The sequence below is a fragment of the Bradyrhizobium sp. USDA 4516 genome (assembly GCF_054055915.1).
In genome coordinates this window covers 3,513,703-3,539,688 of record NZ_JBSRXT010000001.1, presented here as the reverse complement: position 1 = coordinate 3,539,688, position 25,986 = coordinate 3,513,703, and the positions used below count along the sequence as shown (strand labels likewise).

Genomic DNA, 25,986 nt, shown 5'->3' with positions numbered 1-25,986 from the left:
CTCGATCGTTTGCGCGGCATCCTAGCGTGTCCCGACGCAATAATCGCCCGGCTCGTGTTGCAGCCCGCGCCATGGAGCGATGCACGGGCCTCATCATGACGGCGCGCCAATTGCGCGCTACTCTTCCGTCCGCGGATGCCGCCGCAGACGGAACAGGTCATGCTGAGATTGCTCGCCGCGCTCGTCTTGCTGGGATCATTGACCGGTCACGCCTTCGCGCAGGACGCCCAGCGCAGCGAATGCCTGGCGATGGCAAATGCGCCGCCGCGCGCCGTTCCCGTGAGCTACCGCCGCGTCGCGGACAAGAACGCGACCAAGTCCGACGAAGTCGCGATCACCTATGCCGGCCATGCGACCTACTATATCGACACGCCCGGCGGCATCCGGATCGCGACCGACTATAACGGCGTCTATCGGACCGGGCGGCTGCCCGACGTCGCGACCATGAACCGGGCCCACGCGACCCATTACACGCTGTTTCCCGACCCCAAGATTCCCCACGTGCTGCATGGCTGGGGCGAGAACGGCCAGGCCGCGCATTACGCGATGCGCATCGGCGACGTCTATATCCGCAACGTCACCACCGACATTCGCCGCTACTGGGGCGAAGACCCCGGCGGCGAGATGATCAAGGACGGCAATTCGATCTTCATCTTCGAGGTCGCCGGCCTCTGCATCGGCCATCTCGGCCACCTCCACGTCAAGCTCGACGACAGCCATTTCGCCGCGATCGGCCGGCTCGACATCGTGATGGTGCCGATCGACGGCACCTATACGATGTCGCTCGACGGCATCTCCGAAATCACCAGGCGATTGCGCGCCGCCGTCGTGCTGCCGATGCACCGCTTCGCCACCCCGCTCGACGAGTTCATGCGCCTGATCGGCCAGCAGTTCGAGATCGATCGCCGCGGCGGCGAGCGCACTTTGCGGATTTCACGCGACACTCTGCCGGCGACGCCGACGGTGATCATCCTCGACGGGGTGTGAGGCTCAACGGACTCATTCCTCCGCCGCCTGGCTGCGCCAGTAGTGCCGCCGCGATTTGGCAAGATTGCCGCAATCGCCCATCGAGCACCACCGCCGGTTCTGGGTACGGCTCTCGTCAACGAACAACCAACCGCAACCCCGCTCATCCTGGCACTGCTTCACCCTCAGCGCACGGGGCCCGGTCAGAAGGCTCACCGCCGACCATGCGATCGGCTTGAGCAGCGTCTCGGGCGCAACTTTCCCGGCTGTCGGCAGCCACCGCAGGGTGTCACCGACAGGTCCGAGCGCAACACCGCCCAACGCGGCTTCGAGGTATCGGTTGATATCGGCCAGCGCCGTCGGATCGATCCGGCCGCCTCCGATGCGGGCGATAAAGATCCTGTAGAGCGCCTCGCGCAGACCATGCGCCGCATTCAGAAAGGCATCGGCCTCGTGCGGTGAGGCTTTCCATCGCGCCCTGAGTTGCGCGGCGATCCGGCGATCCGCCAGTTCGGCATCGACCAGCCATTTCAGAATGGAATCCGAAGTCGCGATCCGATCCTCAACCAGGTCGCGGAGACGCCATGCGACCGTATTGACGAACTTGATGCTGAGCTCTTCCCGGGACGACGCCTCAGGCGAAGGAACGCGCGGCATGGTCCAGCAACTCCTCCGGAACGCATAACCCCTTAATGGGTTGGATTTGATAACCCATTAAGGGGTTAGAATCTAGCTCGGGAGCCCCGTATGCCCAAGCGCCTTTTGATTGTCGGCGCGTTCGCCGCCATCTATCTGCTTTGGGGTTCCACCTACTTCGCGATCGCGCTCGGCTTGAAGTCGATCCCGCCGTTCCTGCTGATGGGCCTTCGCTCGCTCGGCGGCGGCCTGATCCTGATCGCGCTGAACGGGGCGGACGTCACGCGTGTTTCGCGGTGGAACTGGCTGACCGCAGCACTTTGCGGCGTGCTGTTCTTCGTCGGCTGCCATGGTGTTCTCGCTTATGCCCAGCAATCGGTTCCGTCCGGCATCGCCGCGATCATGCTGGCTACGATCCCGTTCTGGGTGTTGCTCATCGATTTCCTGTATCCGCAAACCCGGCGTCCCGCGACCATGACGCTCGCCGCATTGCTGCCCGGCCTTACTGGTGTTGCAATCGTGGGCTGGCAATCGGCCGAACAGGGCCATTTCAGTATCCTTCCCATTCTGCTGCTGCTCGCTGCGGCGTTCTCCTGGGCGGTGGGCACGGTGCTGTCGCGTCGGACTTCGGATCATGGTTCGCCAACATTGTCGTCAGGCATGCAACTGTCGATCGGCGGCGCGGTCCTGTTTGCAATCAGTCTTGCGTCGGATGAAGTGGAAGGCTTCTCGCCGCGCGACGTTTCGGCGCCCTCGCTCGCGGCCGTGATCTATCTCGCCATCGCCGGCAGCGTCATCGGCTTCACGGCATTTCGCTGGCTGCTCGACAATGTGTCGACGTTCATGGTCTCGACCTACATCTTCGTCAACCCGATCATCGCCGTGCTGCTCGGCACGCTGATTCTGGGCGAGCCGTTTTCCGTCACGATGTTGTTTGGAGCGCTTCTTGTCATCGCCTCGGTCATCATCACCTGGCGCACCGAGCAGGCATCGCCGGCGTCGGCGAGGCAAGCTCAGTCGATGACATGGTCGCGACCGGCAATACGGTCGGGGTGACCGGCACGCGCAGACGTACGCATGCCTCCTCAGGCAGAGGCCCGGTTTGACGCGCTCCTGCGCGGCTCGTTATCCTCCCCAAAGCCGACATCGTATCGGCGGCCGACAAGAGCAAGAACAGGGAGCATCATCCATGGCCAGCACTCTGCCCGCCTCCGCCAGCGGGCTCTATGCCAATCCGCGCGAAGACTGGCTCGCCCAATACACCGAGGAGATCATCGATCCGGCCCGTCCGATCGTCGATCCGCATCACCATCTCTGGGACCGCGGGGGCTTGCGCTATCTGATCGAGGAGATGCGCGACGACATCGTGTCCGGCCACAACATCGTGGCGACCGTCTATGTCGATTGCCGGTCGATGTACCGCGCCGACGGCCCGGAGGCGTTCCGTCCGGTCGGCGAGGTCGAGTTCGCCAACGGCGTCGCGGCGATGGCGGCGAGCGGCGGCTACGGCAAGGCGGCGATCTGCGCCGGCATCGTCAGCCACGTTAACCTTCTGATCGGCGATCAGGCCAAGGCGGTGCTGGAGGCGGAGATTGCCGCCGGCAACGGCCGGTTCCGCGGCATCCGCCACTCCTCGGCCTGGGATGAAGACCCCAACGTCGCCCACATGTACGCGAACCGACCGAAGGGCATTCTGCTGGACTCCACCTTTCGTAGGGGGTTCGCCTGCCTGGCACCGCTCGGCCTCAGCTTCGATGCCTGGTTGTTCCACCCGCAGATCGGCGAGCTGACCGACCTCGCCCGCACCTTCCCCGACACTCGGATCGTGCTCGATCATTGCGGCGGGCCGGTCGGCACCGGCCGTTTCGCCGGCAAGCGCACGGAGACCTTTCCGGTCTGGCAGGCGTCGATCCAGGAGATCGCCAAATGCCCGAACGTCGTGGTCAAGCTCGGCGGGCTGGCGATGTGCCTGCTCGGCTACGACTTCCACCTCCGCCCCAGGCCGCCCTCGTCGGAGGAACTTGCTGCCGCCTGGCGGCCTTATGTCGAGACCTGCATCGAGGCGTTCGGTCCGGACCGTTGCATGTTCGAGAGCAACTTCCCACCTGATAAGGGGCAATGCAGCTACCAGGTCATCTTCAACACCTTTAAACGGCTTGCATCACAATATAGCGAAGCCGAAAAGACGGCGTTGTTCTTGAAGACGGCAAAGGATGTCTATCGGCTCGATATCGGGTAAGCTCTCGACTCATGGATGACGGCATCACCATCCGGCCGCTTCGAGAGGCTGATGCGGAAGCGGTGGTCGAACTTTACGCAAAGGCAGCCGCGGTGGAACCGCGGCTAGGCCCTGTCACGCTGCCGCAATGGGACCAGTTCCTGAAGCTGCCGCAGAACCGCGGCGGGCGCGACTTTCGCGTAGCCGAGCGCGATGGCGTGCTCGTCGGCCTCGCCGAGTCGTCGTTGCGCGACCAGGGCGCGCATCACACCCGATTCCTCAAGATCGTCGTGGCGCCCGAGATGCGCCGCCGCCGGATTGGCCTCGCGCTGTTCGACGAGGTGCTTGGGATCGACGCCGACGCCGATCTCACCGTTCAGACGCTGGTGAGCAGCGACTGGCCGGCCGGAATGGCCTTCGTGGCCGCCTTCGGCTTTGTTCATGTCGAGTCCGAGATCGGGATGAAGTGCGTCGAGCCGTTGCAGCCGGCGCGCACGCTCGCGGCCGCGCGCGCCACCATCGAGCAGGTCAGCGACGTCACCGCCTGCGCGGGCGAGGTCGCGCGCATCCATAACGCCGCCTATGCGTCGGACGCCGCCTTCCGCCTGTACTCGCGGGAAGAGATGGCGCAGGTCCTGACCGAGAGCGAAGTCTGGATCGCGTCGGAGGATGGACAGATGTCGGGCTTCTGCCTGACTGAACTGGAGCGGAACTCGATGTGGATCGAGTCGGTCGCCGTCGACCCGGTGCGGCAGGGACGCGGGCTCGGCCAGCTGCTGGTTTATCGCGTGCTGGCCGCACACGACGTATCGGTCGAGCACCCGTGCTGGCTCAACGTCTCGAGCCGCAACGCTCCCGCGCTGAAGATCTATCGCCGGCTCGGCTTCCGGCCGCAGCACGAGACCTGCCGCTTCAGCGCGCCACGCGGCGACCTGCTCGCCGCGCGGGGGCGGAGGTTTCAGTAGAGCGCGATGAGATTGAGATTGGGTCGGTAGCGACGGCGACGGGATTGCGCTCCCTCGCCCCGTTCTTACGGGGAGAGGGTTGGGGTGAGGGGCCTCTCCACATATTCGGTGACAGCTGCATTCGCGGAGGCGCCCCCTCACCCGGATCGCATCTGAAGATGCGATCCGACCTCTCCCCGCACGCGGGGCGAGGTGAAGAGCGTCGGCCCCCTTACGCCCACTCGCCCTTGCGGAACACCGGCACGCTGCGACCGTCGGCATGGATGCCGTCGATATCGGTGTGGGCGGAGCCGATCATCCAGTCGATATGGATCAGGCTCTTGTTGCCGCCCTGCTCGGCGATCTGCTGCGGCGTCAGCTTGTCGCCATTAACGAAGCATTTCGAGTAGCACTGGCCGAGCGCGATGTGCGAGGCGGCGTTCTCGTCGAACAGCGTGTTGAAGAACAGCAGTCCGCTCTTCGAGATCGGTGAGGAATGCGGCACCAGCGCGACCTCGCCGAGGCGGCGCGCGCCCTCGTCGGTGTCGAGCACCTTCTTCAGCACTTCCTCGCCGCGCGAGGCCTTGGCCTCGACGATGCGGCCTTCCTCGAACTTGACCGAGATATTGTCGATCAGCGTGCCCTGATAGGACAGCGGCTTGGAGCTGACGACGTGGCCGCTGACGCGGCGGCAGTGCGGGGTGGTGAAGACTTCCTCGGTCGGGATGTTGGCATTGCAGACGATGCCGTTCTTGGCAGTCGACGCACCGCCCTCCCATTCATGACCGTCGGCGAGGCCGATCGTGAGGTCCATGCCGGGTCCGGAATATTTCAGCGCGTGGAAGCGCTGGCCGTTCAGCCATTCGGTGCGCTCGCGGAGCTTCGCATTGTGCTGTGCCCAGGCGGCGACGGCGCCATCCTGATCGACGCGGGAGGCGGAGAAGATCGCATCGGCAAGCTTGGCCACCGCGACGTCCTCGGCATCGTCGGGGAACACCTGCTTGGCCCAGGACGTGCTCGGATAGGCGATGATGTTCCAGTTGGTGTCGAAATTGACGATCTTCTCCAGTGCCGGCTGGTAGGCGATCGAATTGGCCTTGCTGGCGCGCGCCACCTTGACCGGGTCTTCGCCCGACAGCAGCATCGGATTGTCGCCGACGATCGCAAGCCGCGCGGTGTTGGCGCCGAACGCCTTCGCCATGCCCTCATAGAGCCAGCTTGCGGCGCGATCGAAACTCGCATCATTGGCGTAGCGGTAGCGCGCCAGCGTGAGCTCCTCGTCCGAGAAGAATGGCGTCACGAGACCCGCACCGGCCTTGTAGGCATGCTCCACCACCCGCCGGACCAGCGGCATCGCTCCGGCGGGCGCCGTGAGCAGCAGATCCTGCCCCGGCTGCAGCTGCAGGCCGACCTTGATCGCGACTTCGGCGAGCCGGTCGAGCTTCACGGGATCGATCGAGGCGGAAAGGTTGCGTTGATGTGCGGTCATGAAGCGCCGTGTCGTTTGAGGAACCCTCGGGATTCGTAGTCCAATTCGATCCGCATCCGCAAGGTTCCTGCCCGCCGCGCCCGATCACGCGACGGCGAGCAATTGCCTCGAATTTTACCGCTTCACCGAGGCCAGCACCCGGTCGACCATCTGCGGCGCCAGGCCGAGATAGTTTTTCGGCGCGGTGAGGCGGTCGATCGTCGCCCGATCGATCCGGCTGGCAACGCGATCATCCGCCGCTAGCGCCTCGGCCAGCGTCAGGCCCTTGTCGTTGGCGAGGCGGCAGGCGTCATAGACCACGTCATGCGCTTCCTGCCGGCCGATCGACGGCGCGAGGCCCATCATCACGGCTTCGGCCACGATCAGCCCCCGGCTGATGCCGAGATTGTCGGCCATCCGCTGCTCGTCGACGATCAGGCCGCCGAGGACGAACCTCGCCTGGTGCAGCGCGCCCGCGCTCAGCACGAAGCTCTCCGGGATCGCCATCCATTCGGCGTGCCACGGACCGGTAGCGCGCTCGAAATCCTGCACCATCGCATCCAGCATCAGGCCGGCATGCTGGCGCACCGCCTTGGCGGCGGCGAGCATCAGTTCCGACGAGATCGGGTTGCGCTTCTGCGGCATGGTCGAGGACGCGCCGCGCCCCTTGACGAACGGCTCGTAGACCTCGGCGAACTCGGTCGACGCCATGATCATGATGTCGAGCGCGATCTTGCCGAGCGTTCCCGTGAGCAGTGCGAGGAAATTCACCGCTTCCGCCAGAGTGTCGCGGGCGACATGCCAGGTGGAGACGGGCACGCCGAGCCCGAGCTCCTCGCACAGCGCCTGCTGAACCTCGAACCCCTTGTCGCCCAGCGAGGCCAAGGTGCCGGCGGCGCCGGCGAACTGGCCGACCAGCACGCGCGGCTTCAGCTCCACGAGCCGCGCGGCGTGGCGATCGAAGGCGGCGAGCCAGATCGCGGTCTTGTAGCCGAAGGTCACCGGCAGCGCCTGCTGCAGATGGGTGCGGCCAGCCATCGGCGTGTCGCGGTATTTTTTCGAGAGATCGGCGAGGATGCCGCGCAGCGCGTTGATGTCGTCCTCGATGATCTTCAGGCCGTCGCGGAGCTGCAGCACCACGGCGGTGTCCATGATGTCCTGCGTGGTCGCGCCCCAATGGACATAGCGGCCGGCCTCGCCGCATTGCTTCGCCATCTGATGCACCAGCGGCAGGATCGGGTAACCGACGACGTCGGTCTCCTGCCGCAGCAGATCGAAATCGAGCGCCGCGACATTGGTCCGCTTTGCGATCTCCTCGGCGGCTTCCGTCGGGATCACGCCGCAACGTGCTTCGGCCGTTGCCAGCGCGACCTCGACCTCGGTGTAGCGCTCGATCAACCGCAGGTCGGAAAACACCTCGCGCATCTCGCGGGTGCCGAAGGCATCGCGAAACAATACGGAATCGAGCACGGTGGTCGAGGTCGGGAAGGCGGACATGGGCAGATCCTGTTGCCGGTCGCAGTCGGCAACGTCCCTATCACGGCAGAGGCCTGTGCCCTACCCCTCCGGCGGCGCCTCGCCGAACACCTCGGCTGCGATCTTGCTGGTCTCGATCGCCGCCGGAATGCCGCAATACATCGCGACCAGCAGCAGCACGTCCTGCACCTGCGCGGCGGTGCAGCCATTGGCCAGCGCTCCCTTGGCATGCACGCGGAACTCGGCAGGCTTGCTGCTCGCCGCGGTGATGCCGAGCATCACGAGGCTGCGGATCTGGTCGGACAGCCCGCTACGTTCCCAGACGTCGCCATAGACATAGGCGTTGATGATGTTTTGCAACGGCGCGCCGAAATCGCCGGCAGCGGCCATCCGCTTGGCGACGTCGACCTCGCCGAACATCTTCTGGCGCCGGCGCAGTCCGCGCGCATGGAGATCGCTGATGTCCACCATCGTCGTCGGGCTCCCTGAATGGGCTATTTATACGGATAAATATGACACACCTCAACATTCCAGCGGGCCTAACGCTTGCCTTTCTGATGTATTTGTCCGTATAAATTTGCAAAAGCAGACACGGGAGGAGACCGGGATGAAGTTACGGCTGGGGCTGCTCGCAGTCCTGCTTGCGACGCTTTCCATCCTGCCGGCTTTCGCCGCGGACGATTTCCCGCAACGGCCGCTCAAGATCATCGTGCCGTTCCCGGCCGGCGCCGGCCCCGACAACGTTGCGCGGCTGGTCGGCCAGCATCTGCAGGACGCGTTGGGCCAGACCGTGCTGATCGAGAACCGCGCCGGCGCGCTCGGCAGCATCGGCGCCCAGGAGGTCGCCCGCAGCGCGCCCGACGGCTACACGCTGTTGATGGGCACCAACACCACCCATGCCAGCAACGTCGCGACGCTGAAGAGCCTGCCCTACGACCCGGTGAAGGATTTCGCACCTGTCATCCGCACCACCACGGCGATGGTGCTGCTGGTCAATCCCAAGCTCGCGGCCAGGGACCTGCCGCAGTTCCTCAGCTACGCCAAGGCCAATCCCAACCTGACCGCGGGCTACGGTTCCGGCGCATCGCAGATCTCGATCGCCCAGCTGCAATCGCGCGGCGGCCTGTCGCTGGTCGCGGCGTCGTATCGCGGCGTCCCGCAGGCGATGACCGACGTGATGGCGGGGGTGATCGATCTCACCTTCGGCGACTTCTCGGTCGCGATCCCGCAGATGCAGGGCGGCACCTTGCGCGGCATCGCCGTGACGTCGGCGACCCGCAACGAGCTGACGCCCGGCCTGCCCGCGCTCGCCGAAGCGATGCCGGGCTTCGAGGCCACGATCTGGTACGGCCTGTTCGCGCCCGCGGGCACGCCGGAACCCGTGGTCAGCAAGCTCTACGCCGAGTGTGCGAAGTACCTCGCGATGCCGGAGACGCGGAAGAAGCTCGCCGATGTCGGCGTGATGGTGGCGCCGCTCGCGCCGGCCGAGTTCGGCGCCTTCGTCAGGAGCGAGGTCGTGCGCTGGTCGGCGGAGGTCAAGGCGGCCGGCATCCAGCCGCAATAAAGCGAGGCGGCGTCGCATCATGGCTTGCGAGACACCTGTCGGCATGATTGGCCTCGGGCTGATGGGATCGGCGCTCTCCGCGCGGCTGATCGACGCCGGCATCGGGGTGATCGGCTTCGACATCGACGCGGCGAAGACCGATGGCCCGAGAGCCAGCGGCGCCGAGTTCGCAGCGTTCGCCGCCGACGTCGCGGCGCGCTGCCGGACCATCGTCATCGCGGTGTATGACGCGGCCCAGGTCAGGACGCTGCTGCCGGACATCGCCAACGCGACGCCGCCGCCGCGCGTCATCTGCACCACCACCTGCGCGCCGGGTGAGATCGTGGCAATCGCCGAATTCGCCTCCCGCTCTCGCCTCGCCTTCATCGAAGCGCCGATCTCGGGCACCAGTGCCGAGGTCCGGGCGGGCACGGCCACCGCGCTGGTCGCCGGCGATGCCGACATCATCGACGCCGCCGCGACGACGCTCGATATTCTCTGCCCGCAGCGGGTCAATGTCGGCGCGATCGGCAATGCCAGCCGCACCAAGCTCGCCATCAACCTGATCCTGCAGAACAACCGCGCCGCGCTGGCCGAGGGCATCGCCTTTGCCGAAAGCCTCGGCCTCGACGGCGCGGCGTTCCTTGCGACCGCGCGGCAATCGGCGGCATATTCCAAGGTGATGGACAGCAAGGGGCCGAAGATGCTGGCGCGGGATTTCTCGCCGCAATCGCATATCGCGCAGACCTTGAAGGATGCCGAACTGATCCTGCAGGAGGCCGGTCGGCACGGCCTGCCCTTACCGCTAACCTCGGTGCAGGCCGGACTACTGCGCGCGGCGATCGAACTGCAAGGGCCGGACAACGACAGCGCTGCGGTGATCGAGGCGATCCGGGCCGGCCGCGGCCACGGTGAGGGACAATCATGATCAACTGTGCGATCGCAGGCCTCGGTCGATGGGGCCGCGCACTGGTCCGGGCCGCGCGCAACGAGCCGCGGCTCAGGATCGTCCGAGCGGTGGAACCCGACGCCAACGGCGCCGCCGGCTTTTGCGAGGCGCACGGCCTCTCCATCGCGGCGAGCCTGGACGATGTCCTCGCCGACCCTCGCATCGATGCCGTGCTGCTGGCGACGCCGCATTCGCTGCACAAGGGCCAGGTGATCGCGGCAGCCGGCGCCGGTAAGCAGGTGTTTTGCGAGAAGCCGCTGGCGCTTCGGCGCGCCGATGCCGCAGAGATGTTCGCGGCGTGCCGCAGCGCCGGCGTGGTGCTCGCGGTCGGGCATAACCGCCGGTTCTGGCCGTCGATGCAGGCGCTGCGCGCGATCACAGCCAGTGGCGAGCTCGGCACCATCCTGCATGTCGAGGGTCACAACAGCAACGAGAACTCGCGGAGCATCACGCAGGGCTGGCGGCTGTCGCCCGAGGAATCGCCGGGCGGCGGCCTGACCGGCGCGGGGCTGCATGTGCTCCACGGCTTCGTCAGCCTGCTTGGTCCCGCGCGCCAGGTCTATGCCCGGTTGAGTGCGCGCGAGGCGGGACCGCCGCCGCTCGATACTGCAACCTTGGCGATTGAATTTGTGAATGGCGTGAGCGCAACCCTTGCGACAATTCGCGCAACACCGTTCTATTGGCGCGTGCATGTGTTCGGAACGAAGGGATCCGCCGAGGTGCTCGACGAACAGACGATGGTACTGCGGAAATCCGGCGAGGCGCCTGCGACGACGCGCTATCCGGCAATCGACACCCTCACCGCGGAACTATCGGCCTTTGCCGACGCCGTCGAAGGCAAGCAGCCGTTCCCGGTGCTCGAGGCAGACGTGCTGGCGACGCTCGCCGCGTTCGAGGCCGCGCTGCAGTCGATGCAATCGGGACATCCGGTCGTCTGCCATACGGCATACCAGTGATCCGCCATGTCTGAACAACCGGACCGAGCGCGATCGTCCCGCTACCGCGACATCGCCACCGGACTGCAGAAGGACATCCGGCTCGGGACCTACGCGGTCGGCAATCTGCTGCCGACCGAGACCGAGCTGATGGCGAGCTATCAGGCCAGCCGGCAGACCGTGCGCGAGGCGCTGCGCATCCTGATCGACCAGGGCCTGATCGTGCGCCGCGCCGGCCTCGGCTCGGTGGTGATCGCATCCGAGCCGCCGGTGCTGTTCACCCACAGCGTCAAGTCGCTCGGCGAGTGGCTGCGTTATTCCAACGAAACCTACCGCGAGGTCGTTGCGAGCAGCGACATCGTCGCCGACCGCAAGCTGGCCGGGCTCTTGAAATGCGAGCCCGGCAAGAGCTGGTTCCTGATCGAGGCGGTGCGCCGCTCCGACCAGTTCGCAGCCCCGCTCGGCTGGGCCGAGATCTACGTGCTGCGCAGGTTCGCCGATGTCGTGACCCGGCCCGACCACGGCCGCACCCCGGTGCATGAGCAGATTGCCAGGATGTACGGCCAGGTCACCGAGCGCGCGCAGATGGAAATCTTCGTGCGGGGCATGCCGGCGCCGATCGCCAGGGCGCTCGGCGTCAAGACCGGCTCGCCGGCGCTCACCGTGGTACGCCGCTACTACGGCCAGCGCGAGGAACTGTTCGAGGTCACCATCACCACGCACCCCGAGGGGCGCTACACCTACACGATGGATATGCAGCGCTCGCTGCGGCCGAAGCTCTAGCGCACCCGGGCCAGATGGGTGCTGGCAGAGGTGTGTGCCGTCTGCGGGGTGCCGCTCACGCCCCAGATCGCGACCGCAATCAGCGCAGCCGCCCAGACATAAGGCACAGCATTCAACTTCTTCATTTCCGGGATCATCCCCAACGTCTCAGCAGGACCGACCGACCTTGCGACCCTGGTCGTGAATCTCACCACCGCGGTCCTCAGCGTCTCACCAGGCAGCCGTCCTTCACAACGCTACTAAGGTTAGACCTTGTCGGTTTCAGGACGCCTTCGTGCGAATCCGGAAATGATTTCGTCGGAACCGGGCTCTCTCATCCGAATTGATGAGACCGTAGGCCAATCGAGGTCGGCTTCATTCGAGGCAACACTTAAGAGAATTTTCTGCCCAAATTTGAATCAGACGCACAGCAAACCTTCCAAAGATGCACCCACTGAATTCTTTTTGATTGTCGCCCCGACTCCCGCCGTGCGATCAGGGCCTGTGACACTGTGATGACAAGGGCTTCTCCCGTGACTGCCGAACCGGCCAAACCGCAAGGCGACTCCCGTCGCCGCTCCAAGGAAACCCAGGACGAGGTGGCGCGGTCGCTGGAACGGGAATTGAAGCTGCTGACGGAAGAGCGCCAGGAGCGCGCGCTCCGGTTCGGCCTCGACATTGCGGGCAAGACGCCGAAGGTGGACCAATAAGGTCGCCGCCGCGCTGAGAGCCTCGGGCGCATAGTTTCCTTAGCATTGTCGATTCGCGCGGCCGTCTGCCATGGCGGTGTGCGTGTTGGCGTGCGCCGGTCGTGATTTCCTGCGATCATGCCGCCAAGGTCGCTGCGCGGGCACGACGCCTTCTGCACTATTGCAACGACCAGTCCCAGCTACAACGTCCGCCGCGGCGTATGGGTCCCGGCCTTCGCCGGGACGACGCGAAGGAAGCCGAGCTTCACGTGCCCGAAATGGACAGGGACGCGGCCCGCGCTCGAGCTATTGCGCGCCCGGCGCTTCAGCGTCGGCCTTAACGTCGCGGCCGAAGCGATCCTTGCCGCTGAGCCGGGCCTTGCCGCCATCGAATGACAGCAGCCATCGGCGGTCGGTATCGCCGCCGACCAGACGCAGGTCGATCGCGAATGTCTGGTTGTCCTGCCACGTCCCCTTCAGCGCCATCACGCCGAGCGCCGTTGGCTGACCGAGACGGTAGGCACCGTCGAGCCCGATCGGTCCTGCCAGGGTCGTCACCGGCCTCGCCGGATCCGGCGTCGACGTTTCGAGTTCGTAGTGCGCGGGCTGATCCGTCAGATGCAGCGTTAGTGCCCGCAAATTGAAGCCATTGGCCGGGAAGCGCCAGGTCTTGCCGGAGATGGCGGCGGCCGTCTCGGGCACGGCACCAACCGTCGACGGCTTTTCGGTTGCGATATCGCGCAACGCGCCCGCGAGCTGATTGCCGCCGACGGAGTTCACCGGCAGCGCCGTGTCGGATTTGACCGCGCCCGAAATCTCGTCGGCCATTCTGCCGAACGAGCAATAGTCGCGCGCGGTCACGACGGTGACGATGTCGAGCGCGGGAAACAGCATGACGAGCTGACAGCGGTCGCCGACCGCCATGACAACCTGCCGCTGCGGCATGACCAAGAAGAAATTGGCGTAGCGCAACGATGAGTCGAACGAGGCGTGCATCTCGGTCGCCGCGTGCCTGATGCGGTCGACCCAGCCGGTCGGCAGCAAGCGCTGCCCGTCCCAATCACCGTCATGCAGATAGAGCAAACCGATCCTGGCCGCGTCGCGCGGCGCGAGCTGAAGCCCGCCGCCGCCCTGCGTCAGTCCGGGACCGATGCTGTGCCAGTACGGCGCGGCTATCCCGAGCGGGCGAAACAGTTTGGTCACCGCGTAGTCCCGCGCGCTCATGCCGGTGAGCTTGTTGATGATCGCAGCCAACAGCTGCGCATTGCCGGTGTTGTAATCAAACGCCTCGCCCGGCGCCTTCGCCATCGGGCGGTCGAGGATGAACTGGATCGCATCAGGGCTGCGCCCCCACTCGATCAGCGAGTCCGGTCGGCCACCCTCAACGCCTTCGGTCCAGGCCATTCCCGAGGTCATGTCCAGCATGGTCTGGACCGTGATCGCCCGCTTGCGGTCGTCGAGATTGGCGATGCTGCGATCGCCGAAGAAATCCACCATGCGATGGTCGAGGCTGTCGAGCACGCCATCCCTGAGCAGCATCGCGACCAGCGTTCCGGTCACCGCCTTGGTGACGGAATTGAACAGATGCGGGATCTCCGGCGTGTAGGGCGCATAGTAGGCGTCGAGCACGATCCGGCCGTGCCGCGCGATCAGGAGGCTATCGAGACTGTGGTCCGCGCCAAAATTGACGAGCCGCGCCAGCGCGGCGGAATCCATCCCCTGCTCTTCCGGCGTCGAGGTCTGCCACTGCCAGGTCTGCCACTGCGAGGTCTGCCACTGCGAGGTCTGCGGTACCGGCTCGACGGCGCCTTGCGCCCGGGCTGCGCCCGACAAAGCCGAAGCTGCAAGCACGAGCCCTGCAAGCATCGGCAGCGCCAAACGTTGAACTTGCATCGGCGTCTCATTGCGACACGGCGGAGAGCCGCACCATCCGCGATCCCTCGCTTGCTTGTCAATCGCCGCCGCGACCGCGCGCCAATCAGGACGGGCAAGCCGTCTAGCGCTGCCGCTGCGCGAGATAGAATCCGGCCAACACGGCGGCCAATCCGGCCGCCTGCAGCGTGGTTGGTGGCTCGCCGATCAGGAGCCATCCCAACAGCAGGGTCAGCACCGGCACGGTCGCAGGAAATACGGCTGCGCGGGCAACGCCCAGGCGCTGGATCGACACCGCGAACAGATACATCGCCGCTGGCCCGGCCAGGATGCCCTGGGCGATGGCCTGTAGCGTGTTTTCATGCAGGCCGATGGCCGCATCGCGAGCGAGCCCACCCGAGGCGGCGTAGAGTGGAAACAACGAAAGCGACAGCACGCTGATGACGCTGGCCACGGAGAACGCCGAGACACGCCAGTAGCGCACCAGCGTGGCGAAGCCTGCGAACATCAATCCGGTCAGAACGAAGATCAAATCGCCGATCACGGCGCTCGGCCCCATATGGCCGATCGACTCGCTGCCGATCACGGCAAGACCGACGACAATGACGACAGCGCCGGCCGCGCGCGAGAGCGAGACCGTTTCCTTCAGCAAGACGACCGCGAGAAACAATCCACCCAGCGTCGCGCAGGACGGCTGGATCACGCTGCCGTGCCCCAGCGGCACGAACATGAAGCCGGCATAGCTGATCAGCGACATCACCGGCCCGCCGAGCAGCATCAGCGCCATGCCGCGCCCCCAGCCGATGCCGCAGAGATCGCGGAGGCCGGCGCGCACAACGAGCGGCAGGAAGACGATGCCCGACCACAGGAAGCGATGCATCAGCAGGTCGACGGGTGTAAAACCGACCTTCAGGCCGTGCCGGGTCGCCACGAAGCCGAGCGCCCAGCACAGCGCCGCACCGAGGCCGCATGCGACCCCGAGCAGAATGGCTTTCGTATCCGGAAGAGCTGCAGCCTTGGCGATGGCCGGACGTTCGTTCATCGCGAACGACTACGTTAGTGCCGGAAGCGGATCAACCCATCGATACGCACGGCTGGTTGGCGCAAGCCTGCCAGGGTCCGCTTGGATCAAGCTCTGACGTCATTCCGCGCTGCCGCGATGTCCGCTTGCTGCAAAGGGCGAGCTCGAGGGCCGGTTCACTCTAAGGGAAGCTGGCCTTTCACAGACAAGACGTGGGACTTACTTCCGCGGTTCAACCACGGTTTTTGTCGATCCGTCCGGCGCTCCCTGCATTCCCGGCGGGCTTTGACCTTGCGGGCTTTCCGGCGGCGCACCACCTGATTTTGTTTCAAGTGGCCCGGTCCAACCTTGTGGCTGCAATTGACCTTTTTCTTCCGGTGCCGAGCGCCCGGTTGCCGTGTTCACGTCCTTGTTGGGATCGGCCTGGGCTAGCGCGAATCCACACGACAACGCCCAGCCAATCGTCGTCATCAGAATGATCCTCATTCCGACCTCCCTTGGCTAATCGTACCAAACAGGCTGGACCGGCTTCGGTTCCGTTTGCCGAAGGAGGCGACCAAAACCGGCGTCAAACGATACCCGCTATGGGTCCAGCAGCGGACGTCCGGCTGTGGAGCATCAATCTTAAGCCGCGGGCGAGCCGCTGCGTTGAGGAAACAGCCGAGGTGCCCCCTCAGGAAGTAACCCGCAAGCCTGGAGCACGCCGTAGACGAGCGCTGCTAAAATGATGAAACCGACAATGCGATTGAGTTTGAACACCAAATCTCGAAGCTCTTCGTTGCCAAGCGCCATATTGCCCGAGATGCATCACTCGCAGCAAGAGCACCGAGGCCACGAAGATCAACGCCGCCATCATGCCGCGATGATCGAATGCTTGTACAACCGGGCCACCAACGTAAACAAAGGCCCTTCGGAAGATCAGGCGGCGCTGTAGCCGCCGTCGACCACGTGCGATGCGCCGGTCATGAACGACGCCTTGTCCGAGCACATCCAGACCACGGCTTCGGCGATTTCCTCGGGCACGCCGAGGCGACGGACCGGCACCTTGGCGATGATCTCGTCGTAACGCTCGTCCATCGTCTCCTTGGTCATCGGCGTCTTGATGTATCCGGGATTGACGCAATTCACCCGGATGCCGTCCTGGGCATATTCGATCGCGGCGGACTTGGTCAGCCCGACGACACCGTGCTTGGTCGCGACATAGTGGCCGGACGTGGCGAGACCGACCAGGCCTGCGATCGAGGCCGTGTTGACGATGGCGCCGCCACCGCCTTGCTTCAGCATTTGCGCGACCTCGTATTTCAGGCACAGGAACACGCCCATCAGATTCACCGAGAACATCTTGGCCACCGAGGCCTGGGTGAGTTCATGAATGCGCTGGCCGGGCGGGCCGACGGAGCGCCCGGCAACGCCGGCATTGTTGAACGCACAATCGATGCGCCCGAACGCCGAAACCGTGCGGGCCACCATGTTCGCGACCTCGGCCTCGTCGGTGACGTCGTCCTGGATCGCGATCGACTGGCCGCCGGCGGCATTGATCAGCGCGACCGTCTCCTCGATGCCGTCCTTCGAGAGGTCCGACACTGCCACGCGCGCGCCTTCACGCGCCATGGCAATTGCCGTCGCCCGGCCGATGCCGGAGCCGCCGCCCGTCACCAATGCGGCCTTGCCGTCCAGAATGCCTGCCATGAGAAACTCCTCTAAAGCGCGACGCGATCGAATCGAATCGTCATCGCGCTCTTTGCTCCCTGTTTGAGCATGATCTTGCCGGAAAACCGCTTCGCACTTTTCCGGATCATGCTCTAGCGCTTGCCTTCGATTGCGATCTCGACGAGGTACGGCCGCTGCGCCGCGACAGCCTTTGCGACTGCACCGGCAATGTCGTCGGCCTTCTCGACCCTGACCGCCTCGACGCCCATGCCGGCCGCGAGATGCACGAAGTCGAGCGCGGGGCCGGTGATATCCATGTTCTGATAGGGATGCTGGGTGCCGGCCTCGAAGTTCTGCCGCCAGACGTCCACATTGTGCTTGAGGATGCGGTACTCGCGGTTGGCCAGCACCACGAACACGATCGCAAGCCTGTGGTGCGCGGCGGTCCACAGCGCCTGGATCGCGTACATCGCCGAGCCGTCGCCGGAGATCGCGACCACCGGACGATCCGGCATCGCGACCTTGACGCCGATCGCGCCGGCGAGGCCCTGGCCGATGCCGCCGCCACGGCCGCCGAAATAATCGCCGAAGCCGCGATAGTCGAAGGCGCGCGCGAGATCGAGGCTCGCGGTGATGCTTTCATCGACGATGACGACATCATCGGGCAGGCCGCGACGAAGCTCCGCGGTGACACGCGGCATCGCGGTCGGCTGGCGGTCCCAGCTTTTCTCGACGCGTGCGCGATAGGCCTCCTTCTCCTTCGCCTGCAATTCGGCCAGCGCGGCATTGCGGTTCTGCGCGGCCTGCCTGAAGTCCTCGCCCGCCTTTGCACGCACCGCTTCCGACAAGACACCGACGCTGACGGCGATGTCGCCGACGATGCCGGCATCGAGCCGGTTGTTGAGCGCGAGGCGCTCGGCCGAGGCTTCGATCTGCAGCACGGACGCGCCGTCAGGGATGTGGCCGCCAGGCGCAAACCAGATGTCCTCAAAGAATGGGCCGCCGACCAGCAGCACGAGATCGGCATCGCCGAGCGCCTTGCGCACCTGCCTTGCGTCGCCCGGAAGCGACTGACGATAGCTCGGATGGCTGGTCGGGAACGGCGCGTGATGGCGGAGCCCCTCGAACCACACGGTGGCGCCGATCGCTTCCGTGAGCACCACCAGCGCCTGCTCGCCGCCCGATCGTGCCACGTCGTCGCCAGCGATGATGGCCGGCTTTTTCGACTTCAGAAGCAGCGCGACAAACGCTTCGATGCCGGCCGGATCGGGGCGCGGCGAGCGCCACAAATTGTCCGGCGCCAGAGCATCGACCGCGGTCTCCTGTTCCATGACGTCGATCGGCAGCGACACGAACACCGGCCCCTGCGGCGCATCGGTCGCCACCTTGAACGCGCGGCGCATGATCGGCGCGATCTCGTCGGCGCGCTCGATCTGCACGCTCCACTTGGTCACCGGCGCCGCCATCGCGACGAGGTCATGGCCGAGCAGCGGATTCTTCAGCCGCATTCGCGTATCCTGCTGGCCGGCCGTCACGACCACGGGCGAACCCGCCTTCAGCGCGCCGTACAGCGAGCCGATGCCGTTGCCGAGGCCGGGAGCGACGTGCAGGTTCGCGACCGTGACACGCCCCGACGCCTGCGCGTAGAAGCTGGCGGCGCTGACCGCGACACCTTCATGCAGCGCCATGATGTATTCGAGTTGCGGAAATGCGGGCAGGCTGTCGAGCAGTGGCGTTTCGGTCGTGCCAGGATTGCCGAAGATATGACGCACGCCGTGCGACACGAACGATTCCATCAGCACACGGCGCCCGCGCATTCGCTCCCTCTCGATTGTTCTGATCCGTTTTGCGCATCATCGGCCGGGGAGCGCCCCGTGGCAACCGTGCGAGACGGCCAGCATCCGCGCGCCCGGCTGCGTCTTCCGCATGGCTTCAAGGCGCGAACGCGCCAGCGAGACCACGGCCCTGCCACTTCCGCGGCCAAAGCAGCCACGAATGAAAAGGGCCACCGTCTGGGTGGCCCTTTCGCCTATTTCTTGAGGTTTGCAGCAAACAGCTTGGCGGCTTCGGCCTTGGATTCCTGATCGGCCTTGGCGTCGTATCTGAGCGGCAAATTGAACTTCTGGCCGAGCTCGGTGGCTTCGGGGTTGGTGAACGCGTGAACCGCGCCGGGATACTCGACGATGCGGTAATCGGCCTTCGCGGCGTCGAAATCCTTCTTCAGCGCATCATACTGCTCGCGCTTCACGAACGGGTCGTCCGCGCCGTTCAGGATCAGGATTTTCGCCTTGACGGTGCCCGGCGCCGGTGCGGGGGTGTTGAGACCGAGCGAGGCGTGGAAGCCCGCGACGGCGGCAAGATCGGCGCCAGTGCGCGCCATGTTCAGCACCACCGCGCCGCCGAAGCAGTAACCGACGGCGCCGATCCGCTGCGGATTGACCGAGGCCTGCTTGGCGAGTTGCTCGCGCGCGGCATTGAAGCGCTGCTCCATCACCTTCGGGTTCTTCATCACCGAGCCCGAGAGCGCGCCGGCATCCTTCGGGTTGTCGGCAGTCTTGGCGTCGCCGTACATATCCGCGATGAAGGCCACGTAGCCCTGCTCCGCGAACTTCCGCGCCTCGTTATGGATATGCGGGGTGATGCCCCACCATTCGTGCACCATGACGATGCCGGGCCGCTTGGCCTGGGTCGCGTCGTCATAGACGACGAAGCCCTTCATCGTGGTCTCGCCGTCGGTATAGGTGACCGGCTCTTCCTTGACCGCTGCGTGTGCGCTCGCGACCATCGCGATGGCGCAGAGTGCTCCCACTATGTTCGTTATGATCGTTCGCATGCTGACCTCCTGCGGGTTTGGCACGACGCGACATTGGCATACCAGCGAATCCTGCGCTAGGCTTGGAAAGCGGAGCCGCTTCGCTCGCCGGCTGCGCATCATCTCCCGAGCGCGCCAACATTTCTGTCGGTTGCTGATCTGTGAACGATGTTGCGTCAAGGTCAGCGCGTCGCCGTTGCTGAGCTTGTCGCGCTATCGATGAACGCAACCGGCGTGCCCTTCGCGACACCGGCCGCGACGCGCTGCGCGTCCCAGTTGGTGAGCCGGACGCAGCCGTGAGACTCCGCCTTGGAGACCTTGCCGGGATCGGGCGTGCCGTGAATGCCATAGCCTTCGCCCGAGAGGTTGATCCAGACCACACCGACCGGGTTGTTCGGACCGGGCCTGATCGTGAACGGCGTCTTCGATCTGACGCCCTTGAACGCGTATTTCGGATTGTAGCGATAGGTCGGGTTCTTGTTGATCGCCGTCACCTTGAGCGTTCCGCTCGGCGTCGGCTTCTCCGCGCTGCCGACGGTCGCAGGATAGAAGCCGAGCAGCTTACCTGCTGCATCGAACGTGCTGAGCGCCTGCCGCGTCTTGTCGACCTCGACGCGCGCGACCTGCGGCGGTTTTCCGGCGTCGACGACGTTGGCAACCGCAATGGTCTCGCCGGCCTTGTCGAACTTCTGTCCCGGATTGAGCGCCTGAAGCAGTGCTTCGCTCATGTGGAACTTTTCGGCGAGCGCTTCGCGCGGACTGGTATAACCCAGCGCCGGTAGGCTCTTCATGCTCTCCATCCTCGCGGGAATCCTCTTCGCGAACGGCCCCTTCACGTCGGCGTCGACGATCGTGTAGCTGACGATCGCAGGCCCCTCGCTGGCGGTTGTGAGCCCGCTCCAGAGCTCCGGCGTCACCGCCTTGTCGAAGGACAATCCATTCGCGTCGGCAAACGCCCGGAGCGCCTTCTGCGCGTTGTCGCCCAGCTTGCCGTCGATCTCGCCGGGAGAAAAATGCGCGCGGTCGAGCAGGATCTCGAGCCTGGCAACGAAGGCGTTGAGCTGACGACGGTCCGGCAATTTTGCCGGCGGCGCCGCCACGTCGTTGATCGCGGCCGCATCAAGACCCGCGGCCACCGCCGGCGCGGCCGACACAAGCGAAAGTGCAATCGCAAAACGTGCAACGGAAAACGGTCGGAACATCGTGCATCCCAACGTGATCATCTTCCGTAAAGCTACGGAAAGCGTCGAAGTTCCAATGCGAACAGCGGCGAAGTTCCACGGCGGAACAGGTGATTTCGCGGCTTCGCCGCAATCGACCCGCTAAAAAGTCGTGATCCGAAGTGCATTTGCGCGCAACTCACATCACAATTCAGGTCTCTGGAAGCAAATGCGATTTGTCATCGCGGCGCTTGCCGCGTTTCTTGTCTTGATGCTCGACTTCGATCGTTCGCCCGGCTCGATCAACGCCTCAACCCAAGCCCCGACATTCTCGCGCGACGCGACATCCGACGCCGTTCCGTTTGCCGCGCGCTTTATCGAAAGCGCTGATGCCAGCGAGGCGCCCGCTGCGACGGACGCGGACAAGACGCCCGCGCCTGCGGCGCAGCCGAGCGATGCCGCGGCCGAGCCGCAGATGTCCGCGATCGACAAATTCTGCCACAGCCTGAAGGACGCGGCGCAGGCGAGCGAAATCCCCGTTGCGTTCTTTGCGCGGCTGATCTGGCAGGAGAGCCGCTTTCGCTCGAACGAGATCAGCCATGCCGGTGCGCAGGGCGTTGCGCAGTTCATGCCGGAGACGGCGGCCGAAGTCGGGCTCGACGATCCCTTCGATCCGCTGCAGGCGTTGCCGGCATCCGCAAGACTGCTGCGCAAGCTGCGCGACGATTTCGGCAATCTCGGCCTGGCGGCGGCCGCCTACAATGCCGGCAGCGGCCGCGTCCAGAAATGGCTCGCCCGGCGGAGCGAGCTGCCGCGCGAGACCCGCGACTATGTCCGGATCATCACCGGCACCAAGGCGGAGGACTGGATCGAGCGTGCCGACACGCTCGCCATCCGCATCGACTTGCCGGGCGAAGCGCCGTGCGAAGGCATAGGCGGCCTCTCGAAGGCGAAGGATGTCGCCTTCGTCGCGGCGTCGCCGGCGTCCGCGGTGACGACGATCATCCGCAAGGCCGAGGCCGCGCGAGAGGCGGCAAGGTCGGTCGCCGGCCGCGCGCGCAAGCGGCTCGCGCTGCTGCTCAGAAAGAGCTCGCCGGGCGCGGCCCGGCTCGGCAAGGCGCGCCCGACCGTCGTCGCCGCCAAAACGAAATCCGGCAAGACCCGCGCCATTCACGTCGCCTCGCGCGCGCGTTCGTCGAGCTGAGGCAGCGTCACGACGCGTGCACCGCCGCAAGCGTGGGCCGGCGATATTTCCGCTCAGGAAACTGAGCGCACTGGTGTATGTTGCCGGTCGTTTTCAGATCGGTTTGCTTGCAATTTTCATTTCCCAGTGGGCGTTGTCATGACGTTGATCGATGGTTTGGGTTATCTGGCGTCGGCGCTTGTGTTGCTGACGTTCTGCATGAGTACGATGTTGAGCCTGCGCGCTGTCGCGATATTCAGCAATCTGGCATTCATCAGCTATGGATTGGGCGACCGGATCTACCCGGTGCTCATCCTGCATATCATTCTGCTGCCCCTGAACGTGGTGCTGCTGTTCCAGATGGTTCGGCTGCTTCGGAAAGCGAAGCGTGCTGCAGCGACGGACCTTTCTCCGAACTGGCTGCAGCCGTTCATGCAGCCGAAGCATCTCAGGGCGGGAGAAACGATCTTCCGGAAGGGCGACGACGCCGACCTGCTGTACATGGTCGTGTCCGGCGAGGTCAGGTTTCCCGAGATCGATCGCGGGGTATCGGCGGGTGAATTGTTCGGCGAGATCGGGCTGTTTTCGCTCGAGCGCCGCCGCACGCAAACCGCTCAAGCCGCGACCGATGTAGATCTGCTCTGGATCAGCGACAGCGCACTGAGGAAGCTGTGCGAGCGCAACCCGGGACTGTCGCTGTATTTCCTGCGCCTGACGGCGACGAGGATGACGGAAAACGCGGCTCGCGCGATCGGGGTCGGCGAGGTGGCGCCCAGTCCGGCGTAAGGTGCGCCGCCTCGCTTGCCGGCGCTACGGCGCGGACGACGCCGCAAGGCTCGGCAGCGGCGCAAACTGCATCTCTGCAACGGCCGAGCCGGCGTATGCACTGGCGATCAGGATCATGACTCGAATGGCGACGAACATGGTGCCTCCTCAGTCTTGTTGTTGGTCTTTCAATGCCAGAGACTTCTTTCCCGCCGGTGAGGAAAGCTGGTTGCCGCAACCTTGAAGGCATTGGTAAGCGGGCCGTTTACGCAAGCCCATTCATGAGTTGGGAACCGTATCGGCTGATCGGCCGCAGCACTAAACGCGCGGTTCACCGTCACCGGGCATTGTTCGCCTCAATCAAGAAGGCGCAAGCACAATGCCGATTTTCAGGACGATCCTTGTTGTCGTATCGATTTTTCTTGCCGGTTTGTACGTCTACGACAGCAGCCGCAGCGATGGGCTCGCCATGCCGGTTTCGGTAAACGAAATCCTTGCACGGCGCTGGCCGGAACCGGACGCGTTTCATCTGACGGCAGCCCCTGTTTCCGCGACCGCCGGCACCGTGACGCCGGCCGCGCGCGTTAGGGAAACGTTTGCGATGTTCATCCCCAAGGATGCGCGACGCCATCCGATGCAGCGCAGCCTTTAGAGCATGATCCGGAAAAGTGGAAACCGGTTTTCCGAAAAGATCATGCTCAAACAAGGAGATGAGATCATGATGCGATTCTGTGGAAACGCATCATGATCTAGCGGCCTCGAGTCAGCCCAGCGACGCGCCGGCCTTGGCGCGGCTTATTCCGAGCGTCACGATGCGCTGCAGGAGATCCGGATAGTCCAGCCCGTCATGCCCGGCGGCCGTCGCAAACTCCTGGCTCTTGGCGATTTCGGGGTTGGGATTGGCTTCGATGAAATACGGAACGCCATTGGTGGACAGGCGGAAGTCGATGCGCGCATAGCCATCGAGCCCCAGCGTCCGGTAGATGCGCTTCGCCAGCCGTTGGATATGGGCGGATAGTTCCGGCGTGAGATCCTCGGCCGGGCCATCGACAATCCCGACGCGCTCCTGATAGCTGGTATCGTGCTTGACCTTTTCGGTGGCGATCTGGCGCGCGGCAGGGCCGCCCATGCTGCCGAATTTCAATTCCCACACCGGCAGCACCCGCAGCCGGTTGTTGCCGAGCACGCCGACATAGAGCTCGCGTCCCTCGATGAACTGCTCGGCGATCGCGGCCGTTCCGATCCGCTCATGGATGAAGGCGACGCGCTCGGCGAGCTTCTCGTCGGTATCGACGATCGACGCCTGCGAGATGCCCAGCGATCCATCGCTGCTCAGGCTCTTGACGATCAGCGGCAGCTCGAGACGCGGCGGCCGCTTGACCTTGCGGCGCATCGGAAACACGGCGAAGGCCGGCACCGGGATCCGGCGATGGTGCACCAGCGTCTTGGATAGATCCTTGCCGCGCGCCAGGATCAGGCCGCGCGGATTGCACCCGGTATAGGCGATCTTCATCAGCTCGAGATAGCTCGCGATGTGCTGGTCGTACACGACGTCGTAGTGAAACTCCTCCAGCAGCGTGAACACGACGTGCGGCTTGAAGCCCTCGATCTCGTCGCGTACCGGCTTGATTTCCTCCTGCACGCCGAGCGGACGTACCTCATGGCCGGCCGCGCGCAGGGTGCTGACGACGTCGTATTCCGTCTTCCACTCGTTGATCTCCCGCGCGCTGTATCCATCGCTGGAGTCGGGCGGCACACAATCCGGGTGCATCAGCACCAGAATGCGAAGCTGTTTCATAGCGCGATCCATTTCCGGCGCGACGGGCCGAACAGCGCGTGCATGGTCTTGGCGGTCAGCAGAATGGTGAAGTTTGTCACGAGTTTCTGCTCGGGGCCGACGGCACGCAGATTGAGCTCGCGGCAGCGCGAGATCATATCATCGAGCACGGCATCGAGCGTCAACTGGTTCTCGCCGGTCCACCGCGCCACCAGCTGCCTGATCTGGGCGCGGTGCCGCCTGATGAAGGCCGCGGCCGGCGGACGCCGATAATGCCGCGGATCGGCGGAGAACAGCTTGGAGAGATCGCGGTCGTAGGTCTTCGGCGGCGTGAAGGCGTAGAATGCCTGCTTCTTCCTGTAGTGCTCGGCGAGCGTTTGCTTGAGCGTATGCAGCGGATCGACCCGCTCGCGCGTCGGGAGCAGCGGCCGCTTGCCGGCGATCTCGCCCATCAGCTCGTCGACATATTCGAGCTTCTTCAGCGCGGGCCAGCCGGCATAGCGCGTCCGCCAGTTCGAGCGCGGCCGCAGCCACACCGCGAAGGTCTCGGCGAAGTCCTCATCCGGATGGCTCTGCGCGTACCAGAGCCGAAGATGCTGGACATAATTGCGGCTGGCCGGATTGGGCCGGTAGTAGCGCGGATAGTGCTGCGACGACGGGCCGAACAGCTGCTGCCAGCGCCGGCGGCGCTGCAGCTGGTAGCCGTGCTGCACGGCGTGCCCCGCCTCGTGGCGGAGAATGGCCATGCACTCGGACCACGAGGCGCCCTCGACGTCGAGCATCATCTTCTTCTCGAGCTTCATCAGGCGGGGATGGGCGAGGTAGAACGGGATCGCGATGCCGGGCACATCTGCCGGGCTGAACCATTCGCTCGAGATCCATGTGTGCGGCCGCAACCGGATGCCGCGCTCCTCGAGCTCCTCATAGAGCGTATTCACACAATCGGCGAGCCAGGTGCCCTCGACGGCAACCCTCAGACGATTGAGCGGTTGCGCGAGCAACTGCTCGTCCGTCAGCTTTTCCCAGGCAAATTTGCGGCGCGGCATAGGCTTCCAAAGTCTAAAACAAATCGGACTCTGGATGGTGTCATAGGTTGCCGCCGGCAACAACCGCCGGGCCTTCGCGGCGAGCCTCCGGCCAATGCCGGCATCGGGCCGGCC

The 25,986-nt window shown here is 65.0% G+C and carries 26 protein-coding genes; 12 read left to right on the top strand and 14 right to left on the bottom strand.

What is annotated here, in order from left to right; genetic code table 11:
- Nucleotides 1-159: 159 nt before the first annotated feature.
- Nucleotides 160-987 carry an MBL fold metallo-hydrolase gene (locus tag ACVI1L_RS16265; RefSeq protein WP_456783293.1) on the top strand — a complete coding sequence of 276 codons (828 nt, stop codon included), beginning with the start codon at nucleotides 160-162 and terminating at the stop codon, nucleotides 985-987.
- 12 nt (nucleotides 988-999) lie between these two features.
- Here ACVI1L_RS16265 and ACVI1L_RS16260 read toward each other — a convergent pair whose 3' ends face one another.
- Nucleotides 1,000-1,623, bottom strand: a complete 624-nt coding sequence (locus ACVI1L_RS16260) for a CGNR zinc finger domain-containing protein (protein WP_456783292.1) — start codon at nucleotides 1,621-1,623, stop codon at nucleotides 1,000-1,002.
- 90 nt (nucleotides 1,624-1,713) lie between these two features.
- Between ACVI1L_RS16260 and ACVI1L_RS16255 the strand changes: the two genes are divergently transcribed.
- The 3 genes from ACVI1L_RS16255 to ACVI1L_RS16245 all read left to right on the top strand — a co-directional run bounded on the left by ACVI1L_RS16255 (nucleotide 1,714) and on the right by ACVI1L_RS16245 (nucleotide 4,785).
- Complete coding sequence (locus ACVI1L_RS16255) at nucleotides 1,714-2,658, top strand: EamA family transporter (protein WP_456783291.1); 945 nt, start codon at nucleotides 1,714-1,716, stop codon at nucleotides 2,656-2,658.
- A 133-nt stretch (nucleotides 2,659-2,791) separates the two neighbouring features.
- Complete coding sequence (locus ACVI1L_RS16250) at nucleotides 2,792-3,841, top strand: amidohydrolase family protein (RefSeq protein WP_456783290.1); 1,050 nt, start codon at nucleotides 2,792-2,794, stop codon at nucleotides 3,839-3,841.
- A gap of 11 nt (nucleotides 3,842-3,852) precedes the next feature.
- Entirely contained in the window at nucleotides 3,853-4,785 is a 933-nt protein-coding gene (locus ACVI1L_RS16245; RefSeq protein ID WP_168858229.1) for a GNAT family N-acetyltransferase, read from the top strand.
- 211 nt (nucleotides 4,786-4,996) lie between these two features.
- Here the strand turns inward: ACVI1L_RS16245 and ACVI1L_RS16240 are convergent, their stop codons facing one another.
- From ACVI1L_RS16240 to ACVI1L_RS16230, 3 genes are all read right to left on the bottom strand, one after another.
- Entirely contained in the window at nucleotides 4,997-6,253 is a 1,257-nt protein-coding gene (locus ACVI1L_RS16240) for an aminopeptidase (RefSeq protein ID WP_253625146.1), read from the bottom strand.
- A gap of 114 nt (nucleotides 6,254-6,367) precedes the next feature.
- The gene (locus ACVI1L_RS16235) at nucleotides 6,368-7,729 is read right to left on the bottom strand and encodes a class-II fumarase/aspartase family protein (protein ID WP_456783289.1); all 1,362 of its coding nucleotides are present in this window, start codon (nucleotides 7,727-7,729) and stop codon (nucleotides 6,368-6,370) included.
- 60 nt (nucleotides 7,730-7,789) lie between these two features.
- Nucleotides 7,790-8,179, bottom strand: coding sequence for a carboxymuconolactone decarboxylase family protein (locus tag ACVI1L_RS16230; RefSeq protein WP_057020100.1), 390 nt, complete (start codon nucleotides 8,177-8,179; stop codon nucleotides 7,790-7,792).
- 136 nt (nucleotides 8,180-8,315) lie between these two features.
- Here ACVI1L_RS16230 and ACVI1L_RS16225 point away from each other — a divergent pair, with 136 nt between their 5' ends.
- From ACVI1L_RS16225 to ACVI1L_RS16210, 4 genes are read left to right on the top strand one after another with little or no spacing between them, the layout of a single operon-like run.
- Nucleotides 8,316-9,272: a Bug family tripartite tricarboxylate transporter substrate binding protein gene (locus ACVI1L_RS16225; protein WP_456783288.1), complete on the top strand. Its 957-nt coding sequence runs from the start codon at nucleotides 8,316-8,318 to the stop codon at nucleotides 9,270-9,272.
- Nucleotides 9,273-9,291: 19 nt separating this feature from the next.
- A complete protein-coding gene (locus ACVI1L_RS16220) occupies nucleotides 9,292-10,179 on the top strand; it encodes an NAD(P)-dependent oxidoreductase (RefSeq protein WP_456783287.1) in 888 nt (295 codons plus the stop codon).
- A complete protein-coding gene (locus ACVI1L_RS16215; RefSeq protein ID WP_456783286.1) occupies nucleotides 10,176-11,156 on the top strand; it encodes a Gfo/Idh/MocA family protein in 981 nt (326 codons plus the stop codon). The genes ACVI1L_RS16220 and ACVI1L_RS16215 overlap by 4 nt, the downstream gene beginning before the upstream one ends.
- 6 nt (nucleotides 11,157-11,162) lie before the next feature.
- Entirely contained in the window at nucleotides 11,163-11,918 is a 756-nt protein-coding gene (locus ACVI1L_RS16210) for a GntR family transcriptional regulator (protein ID WP_028337580.1), read from the top strand.
- Here ACVI1L_RS16210 and ACVI1L_RS16205 read toward each other — a convergent pair.
- The gene (locus tag ACVI1L_RS16205) at nucleotides 11,915-12,043 is read right to left on the bottom strand and encodes a hypothetical protein (RefSeq protein WP_016847287.1); all 129 of its coding nucleotides are present in this window, start codon (nucleotides 12,041-12,043) and stop codon (nucleotides 11,915-11,917) included. The genes ACVI1L_RS16210 and ACVI1L_RS16205 overlap by 4 nt on opposite strands.
- Before the next feature lie 387 nt (nucleotides 12,044-12,430).
- On the opposite strand from ACVI1L_RS16205, the gene ACVI1L_RS16200 reads away from it, so the two are divergent.
- Nucleotides 12,431-12,607: a hypothetical protein gene (locus tag ACVI1L_RS16200; protein ID WP_162832420.1), complete on the top strand. Its 177-nt coding sequence runs from the start codon at nucleotides 12,431-12,433 to the stop codon at nucleotides 12,605-12,607.
- 285 nt (nucleotides 12,608-12,892) lie between these two features.
- Here the strand turns inward: ACVI1L_RS16200 and ACVI1L_RS16195 are convergent, their stop codons facing one another.
- From ACVI1L_RS16195 to ACVI1L_RS16165, 7 genes are all read right to left on the bottom strand, one after another.
- Entirely contained in the window at nucleotides 12,893-14,479 is a 1,587-nt protein-coding gene (locus ACVI1L_RS16195; RefSeq protein WP_456783285.1) for a serine hydrolase domain-containing protein, read from the bottom strand.
- A 103-nt stretch (nucleotides 14,480-14,582) separates the two neighbouring features.
- Entirely contained in the window at nucleotides 14,583-15,500 is a 918-nt protein-coding gene (locus tag ACVI1L_RS16190; protein WP_456783284.1) for a DMT family transporter, read from the bottom strand.
- Nucleotides 15,501-15,698: 198 nt separating this feature from the next.
- Entirely contained in the window at nucleotides 15,699-15,965 is a 267-nt protein-coding gene (locus tag ACVI1L_RS16185; RefSeq protein ID WP_141340539.1) for a hypothetical protein, read from the bottom strand.
- A gap of 432 nt (nucleotides 15,966-16,397) precedes the next feature.
- On the bottom strand, nucleotides 16,398-17,168 hold the full coding sequence (locus tag ACVI1L_RS16180; protein ID WP_456783283.1) for an SDR family NAD(P)-dependent oxidoreductase: 771 nt from the start codon (nucleotides 17,166-17,168) through the stop codon (nucleotides 16,398-16,400).
- Between the two features lie 113 nt (nucleotides 17,169-17,281).
- Nucleotides 17,282-18,946 (bottom strand): thiamine pyrophosphate-binding protein, encoded by a 1,665-nt coding sequence (locus tag ACVI1L_RS16175; RefSeq protein WP_229192573.1) that lies wholly within the window; start codon nucleotides 18,944-18,946, stop codon nucleotides 17,282-17,284.
- Between the two features lie 212 nt (nucleotides 18,947-19,158).
- Nucleotides 19,159-19,962: a dienelactone hydrolase family protein gene (locus tag ACVI1L_RS16170; protein ID WP_456783282.1), complete on the bottom strand. Its 804-nt coding sequence runs from the start codon at nucleotides 19,960-19,962 to the stop codon at nucleotides 19,159-19,161.
- Between the two features lie 161 nt (nucleotides 19,963-20,123).
- On the bottom strand, nucleotides 20,124-21,143 hold the full coding sequence (locus ACVI1L_RS16165; protein ID WP_253625154.1) for a L,D-transpeptidase family protein: 1,020 nt from the start codon (nucleotides 21,141-21,143) through the stop codon (nucleotides 20,124-20,126).
- A gap of 187 nt (nucleotides 21,144-21,330) precedes the next feature.
- On the opposite strand from ACVI1L_RS16165, the gene ACVI1L_RS16160 reads away from it, so the two are divergent.
- The 3 genes from ACVI1L_RS16160 (at nucleotide 21,331) to ACVI1L_RS16150 (ending at nucleotide 23,701) form a co-directional block, all read left to right on the top strand.
- Nucleotides 21,331-22,305: a lytic transglycosylase domain-containing protein gene (locus ACVI1L_RS16160; protein WP_253625155.1), complete on the top strand. Its 975-nt coding sequence runs from the start codon at nucleotides 21,331-21,333 to the stop codon at nucleotides 22,303-22,305.
- Nucleotides 22,306-22,443: 138 nt separating this feature from the next.
- Nucleotides 22,444-23,070, top strand: coding sequence for a Crp/Fnr family transcriptional regulator (locus ACVI1L_RS16155; protein ID WP_456783281.1), 627 nt, complete (start codon nucleotides 22,444-22,446; stop codon nucleotides 23,068-23,070).
- A 358-nt stretch (nucleotides 23,071-23,428) separates the two neighbouring features.
- Complete coding sequence (locus ACVI1L_RS16150; RefSeq protein ID WP_076832671.1) at nucleotides 23,429-23,701, top strand: hypothetical protein; 273 nt, start codon at nucleotides 23,429-23,431, stop codon at nucleotides 23,699-23,701.
- 111 nt (nucleotides 23,702-23,812) lie between these two features.
- On the opposite strand, the gene ACVI1L_RS16145 is transcribed toward ACVI1L_RS16150, so the two are convergent.
- Both ACVI1L_RS16145 and ACVI1L_RS16140 read right to left on the bottom strand, forming a co-directional pair.
- Nucleotides 23,813-24,847, bottom strand: a complete 1,035-nt coding sequence (locus ACVI1L_RS16145; RefSeq protein ID WP_050382451.1) for a D-alanine--D-alanine ligase family protein — start codon at nucleotides 24,845-24,847, stop codon at nucleotides 23,813-23,815.
- Nucleotides 24,844-25,872 (bottom strand): putative zinc-binding metallopeptidase, encoded by a 1,029-nt coding sequence (locus tag ACVI1L_RS16140; RefSeq protein ID WP_057020110.1) that lies wholly within the window; start codon nucleotides 25,870-25,872, stop codon nucleotides 24,844-24,846. The genes ACVI1L_RS16145 and ACVI1L_RS16140 overlap by 4 nt, the downstream gene beginning before the upstream one ends.
- Nucleotides 25,873-25,986 lie beyond the last annotated feature (114 nt).

Excerpts from the sequence above, each read along its gene's own strand:
- ACVI1L_RS16265 (WP_456783293.1), top strand. The coding sequence starts at position 160 with ATGCTGAGATTGCTCGCCGCGCTCGTCTTGCTGGGATCATTGACCGGT.
- ACVI1L_RS16260 (WP_456783292.1), bottom strand. The coding sequence starts at position 1,623 with ATGCCGCGCGTTCCTTCGCCTGAGGCGTCGTCCCGGGAAGAGCTCAGC.
- ACVI1L_RS16255 (WP_456783291.1), top strand. The coding sequence starts at position 1,714 with ATGCCCAAGCGCCTTTTGATTGTCGGCGCGTTCGCCGCCATCTATCTG.
- ACVI1L_RS16250 (WP_456783290.1), top strand. The coding sequence starts at position 2,792 with ATGGCCAGCACTCTGCCCGCCTCCGCCAGCGGGCTCTATGCCAATCCG.
- ACVI1L_RS16245 (WP_168858229.1), top strand. The coding sequence starts at position 3,853 with ATGGATGACGGCATCACCATCCGGCCGCTTCGAGAGGCTGATGCGGAA.
- ACVI1L_RS16240 (WP_253625146.1), bottom strand. The coding sequence starts at position 6,253 with ATGACCGCACATCAACGCAACCTTTCCGCCTCGATCGATCCCGTGAAG.
- ACVI1L_RS16235 (WP_456783289.1), bottom strand. The coding sequence starts at position 7,729 with ATGTCCGCCTTCCCGACCTCGACCACCGTGCTCGATTCCGTATTGTTT.
- ACVI1L_RS16230 (WP_057020100.1), bottom strand. The coding sequence starts at position 8,179 with ATGGTGGACATCAGCGATCTCCATGCGCGCGGACTGCGCCGGCGCCAG.
- ACVI1L_RS16225 (WP_456783288.1), top strand. The coding sequence starts at position 8,316 with ATGAAGTTACGGCTGGGGCTGCTCGCAGTCCTGCTTGCGACGCTTTCC.
- ACVI1L_RS16220 (WP_456783287.1), top strand. The coding sequence starts at position 9,292 with ATGGCTTGCGAGACACCTGTCGGCATGATTGGCCTCGGGCTGATGGGA.
- ACVI1L_RS16215 (WP_456783286.1), top strand. The coding sequence starts at position 10,176 with ATGATCAACTGTGCGATCGCAGGCCTCGGTCGATGGGGCCGCGCACTG.
- ACVI1L_RS16210 (WP_028337580.1), top strand. The coding sequence starts at position 11,163 with ATGTCTGAACAACCGGACCGAGCGCGATCGTCCCGCTACCGCGACATC.
- ACVI1L_RS16205 (WP_016847287.1), bottom strand. The coding sequence starts at position 12,043 with ATGAAGAAGTTGAATGCTGTGCCTTATGTCTGGGCGGCTGCGCTGATT.
- ACVI1L_RS16195 (WP_456783285.1), bottom strand. The coding sequence starts at position 14,479 with ATGCAAGTTCAACGTTTGGCGCTGCCGATGCTTGCAGGGCTCGTGCTT.
- ACVI1L_RS16190 (WP_456783284.1), bottom strand. The coding sequence starts at position 15,500 with ATGAACGAACGTCCGGCCATCGCCAAGGCTGCAGCTCTTCCGGATACG.
- ACVI1L_RS16185 (WP_141340539.1), bottom strand. The coding sequence starts at position 15,965 with ATGAGGATCATTCTGATGACGACGATTGGCTGGGCGTTGTCGTGTGGA.
- ACVI1L_RS16180 (WP_456783283.1), bottom strand. The coding sequence starts at position 17,168 with ATGGCAGGCATTCTGGACGGCAAGGCCGCATTGGTGACGGGCGGCGGC.
- ACVI1L_RS16175 (WP_229192573.1), bottom strand. The coding sequence starts at position 18,946 with ATGCGCGGGCGCCGTGTGCTGATGGAATCGTTCGTGTCGCACGGCGTG.
- ACVI1L_RS16170 (WP_456783282.1), bottom strand. The coding sequence starts at position 19,962 with ATGCGAACGATCATAACGAACATAGTGGGAGCACTCTGCGCCATCGCG.
- ACVI1L_RS16165 (WP_253625154.1), bottom strand. The coding sequence starts at position 21,143 with ATGTTCCGACCGTTTTCCGTTGCACGTTTTGCGATTGCACTTTCGCTT.
- ACVI1L_RS16160 (WP_253625155.1), top strand. The coding sequence starts at position 21,331 with ATGCGATTTGTCATCGCGGCGCTTGCCGCGTTTCTTGTCTTGATGCTC.
- ACVI1L_RS16155 (WP_456783281.1), top strand. The coding sequence starts at position 22,444 with ATGACGTTGATCGATGGTTTGGGTTATCTGGCGTCGGCGCTTGTGTTG.
- ACVI1L_RS16150 (WP_076832671.1), top strand. The coding sequence starts at position 23,429 with ATGCCGATTTTCAGGACGATCCTTGTTGTCGTATCGATTTTTCTTGCC.
- ACVI1L_RS16145 (WP_050382451.1), bottom strand. The coding sequence starts at position 24,847 with ATGAAACAGCTTCGCATTCTGGTGCTGATGCACCCGGATTGTGTGCCG.
- ACVI1L_RS16140 (WP_057020110.1), bottom strand. The coding sequence starts at position 25,872 with ATGCCGCGCCGCAAATTTGCCTGGGAAAAGCTGACGGACGAGCAGTTG.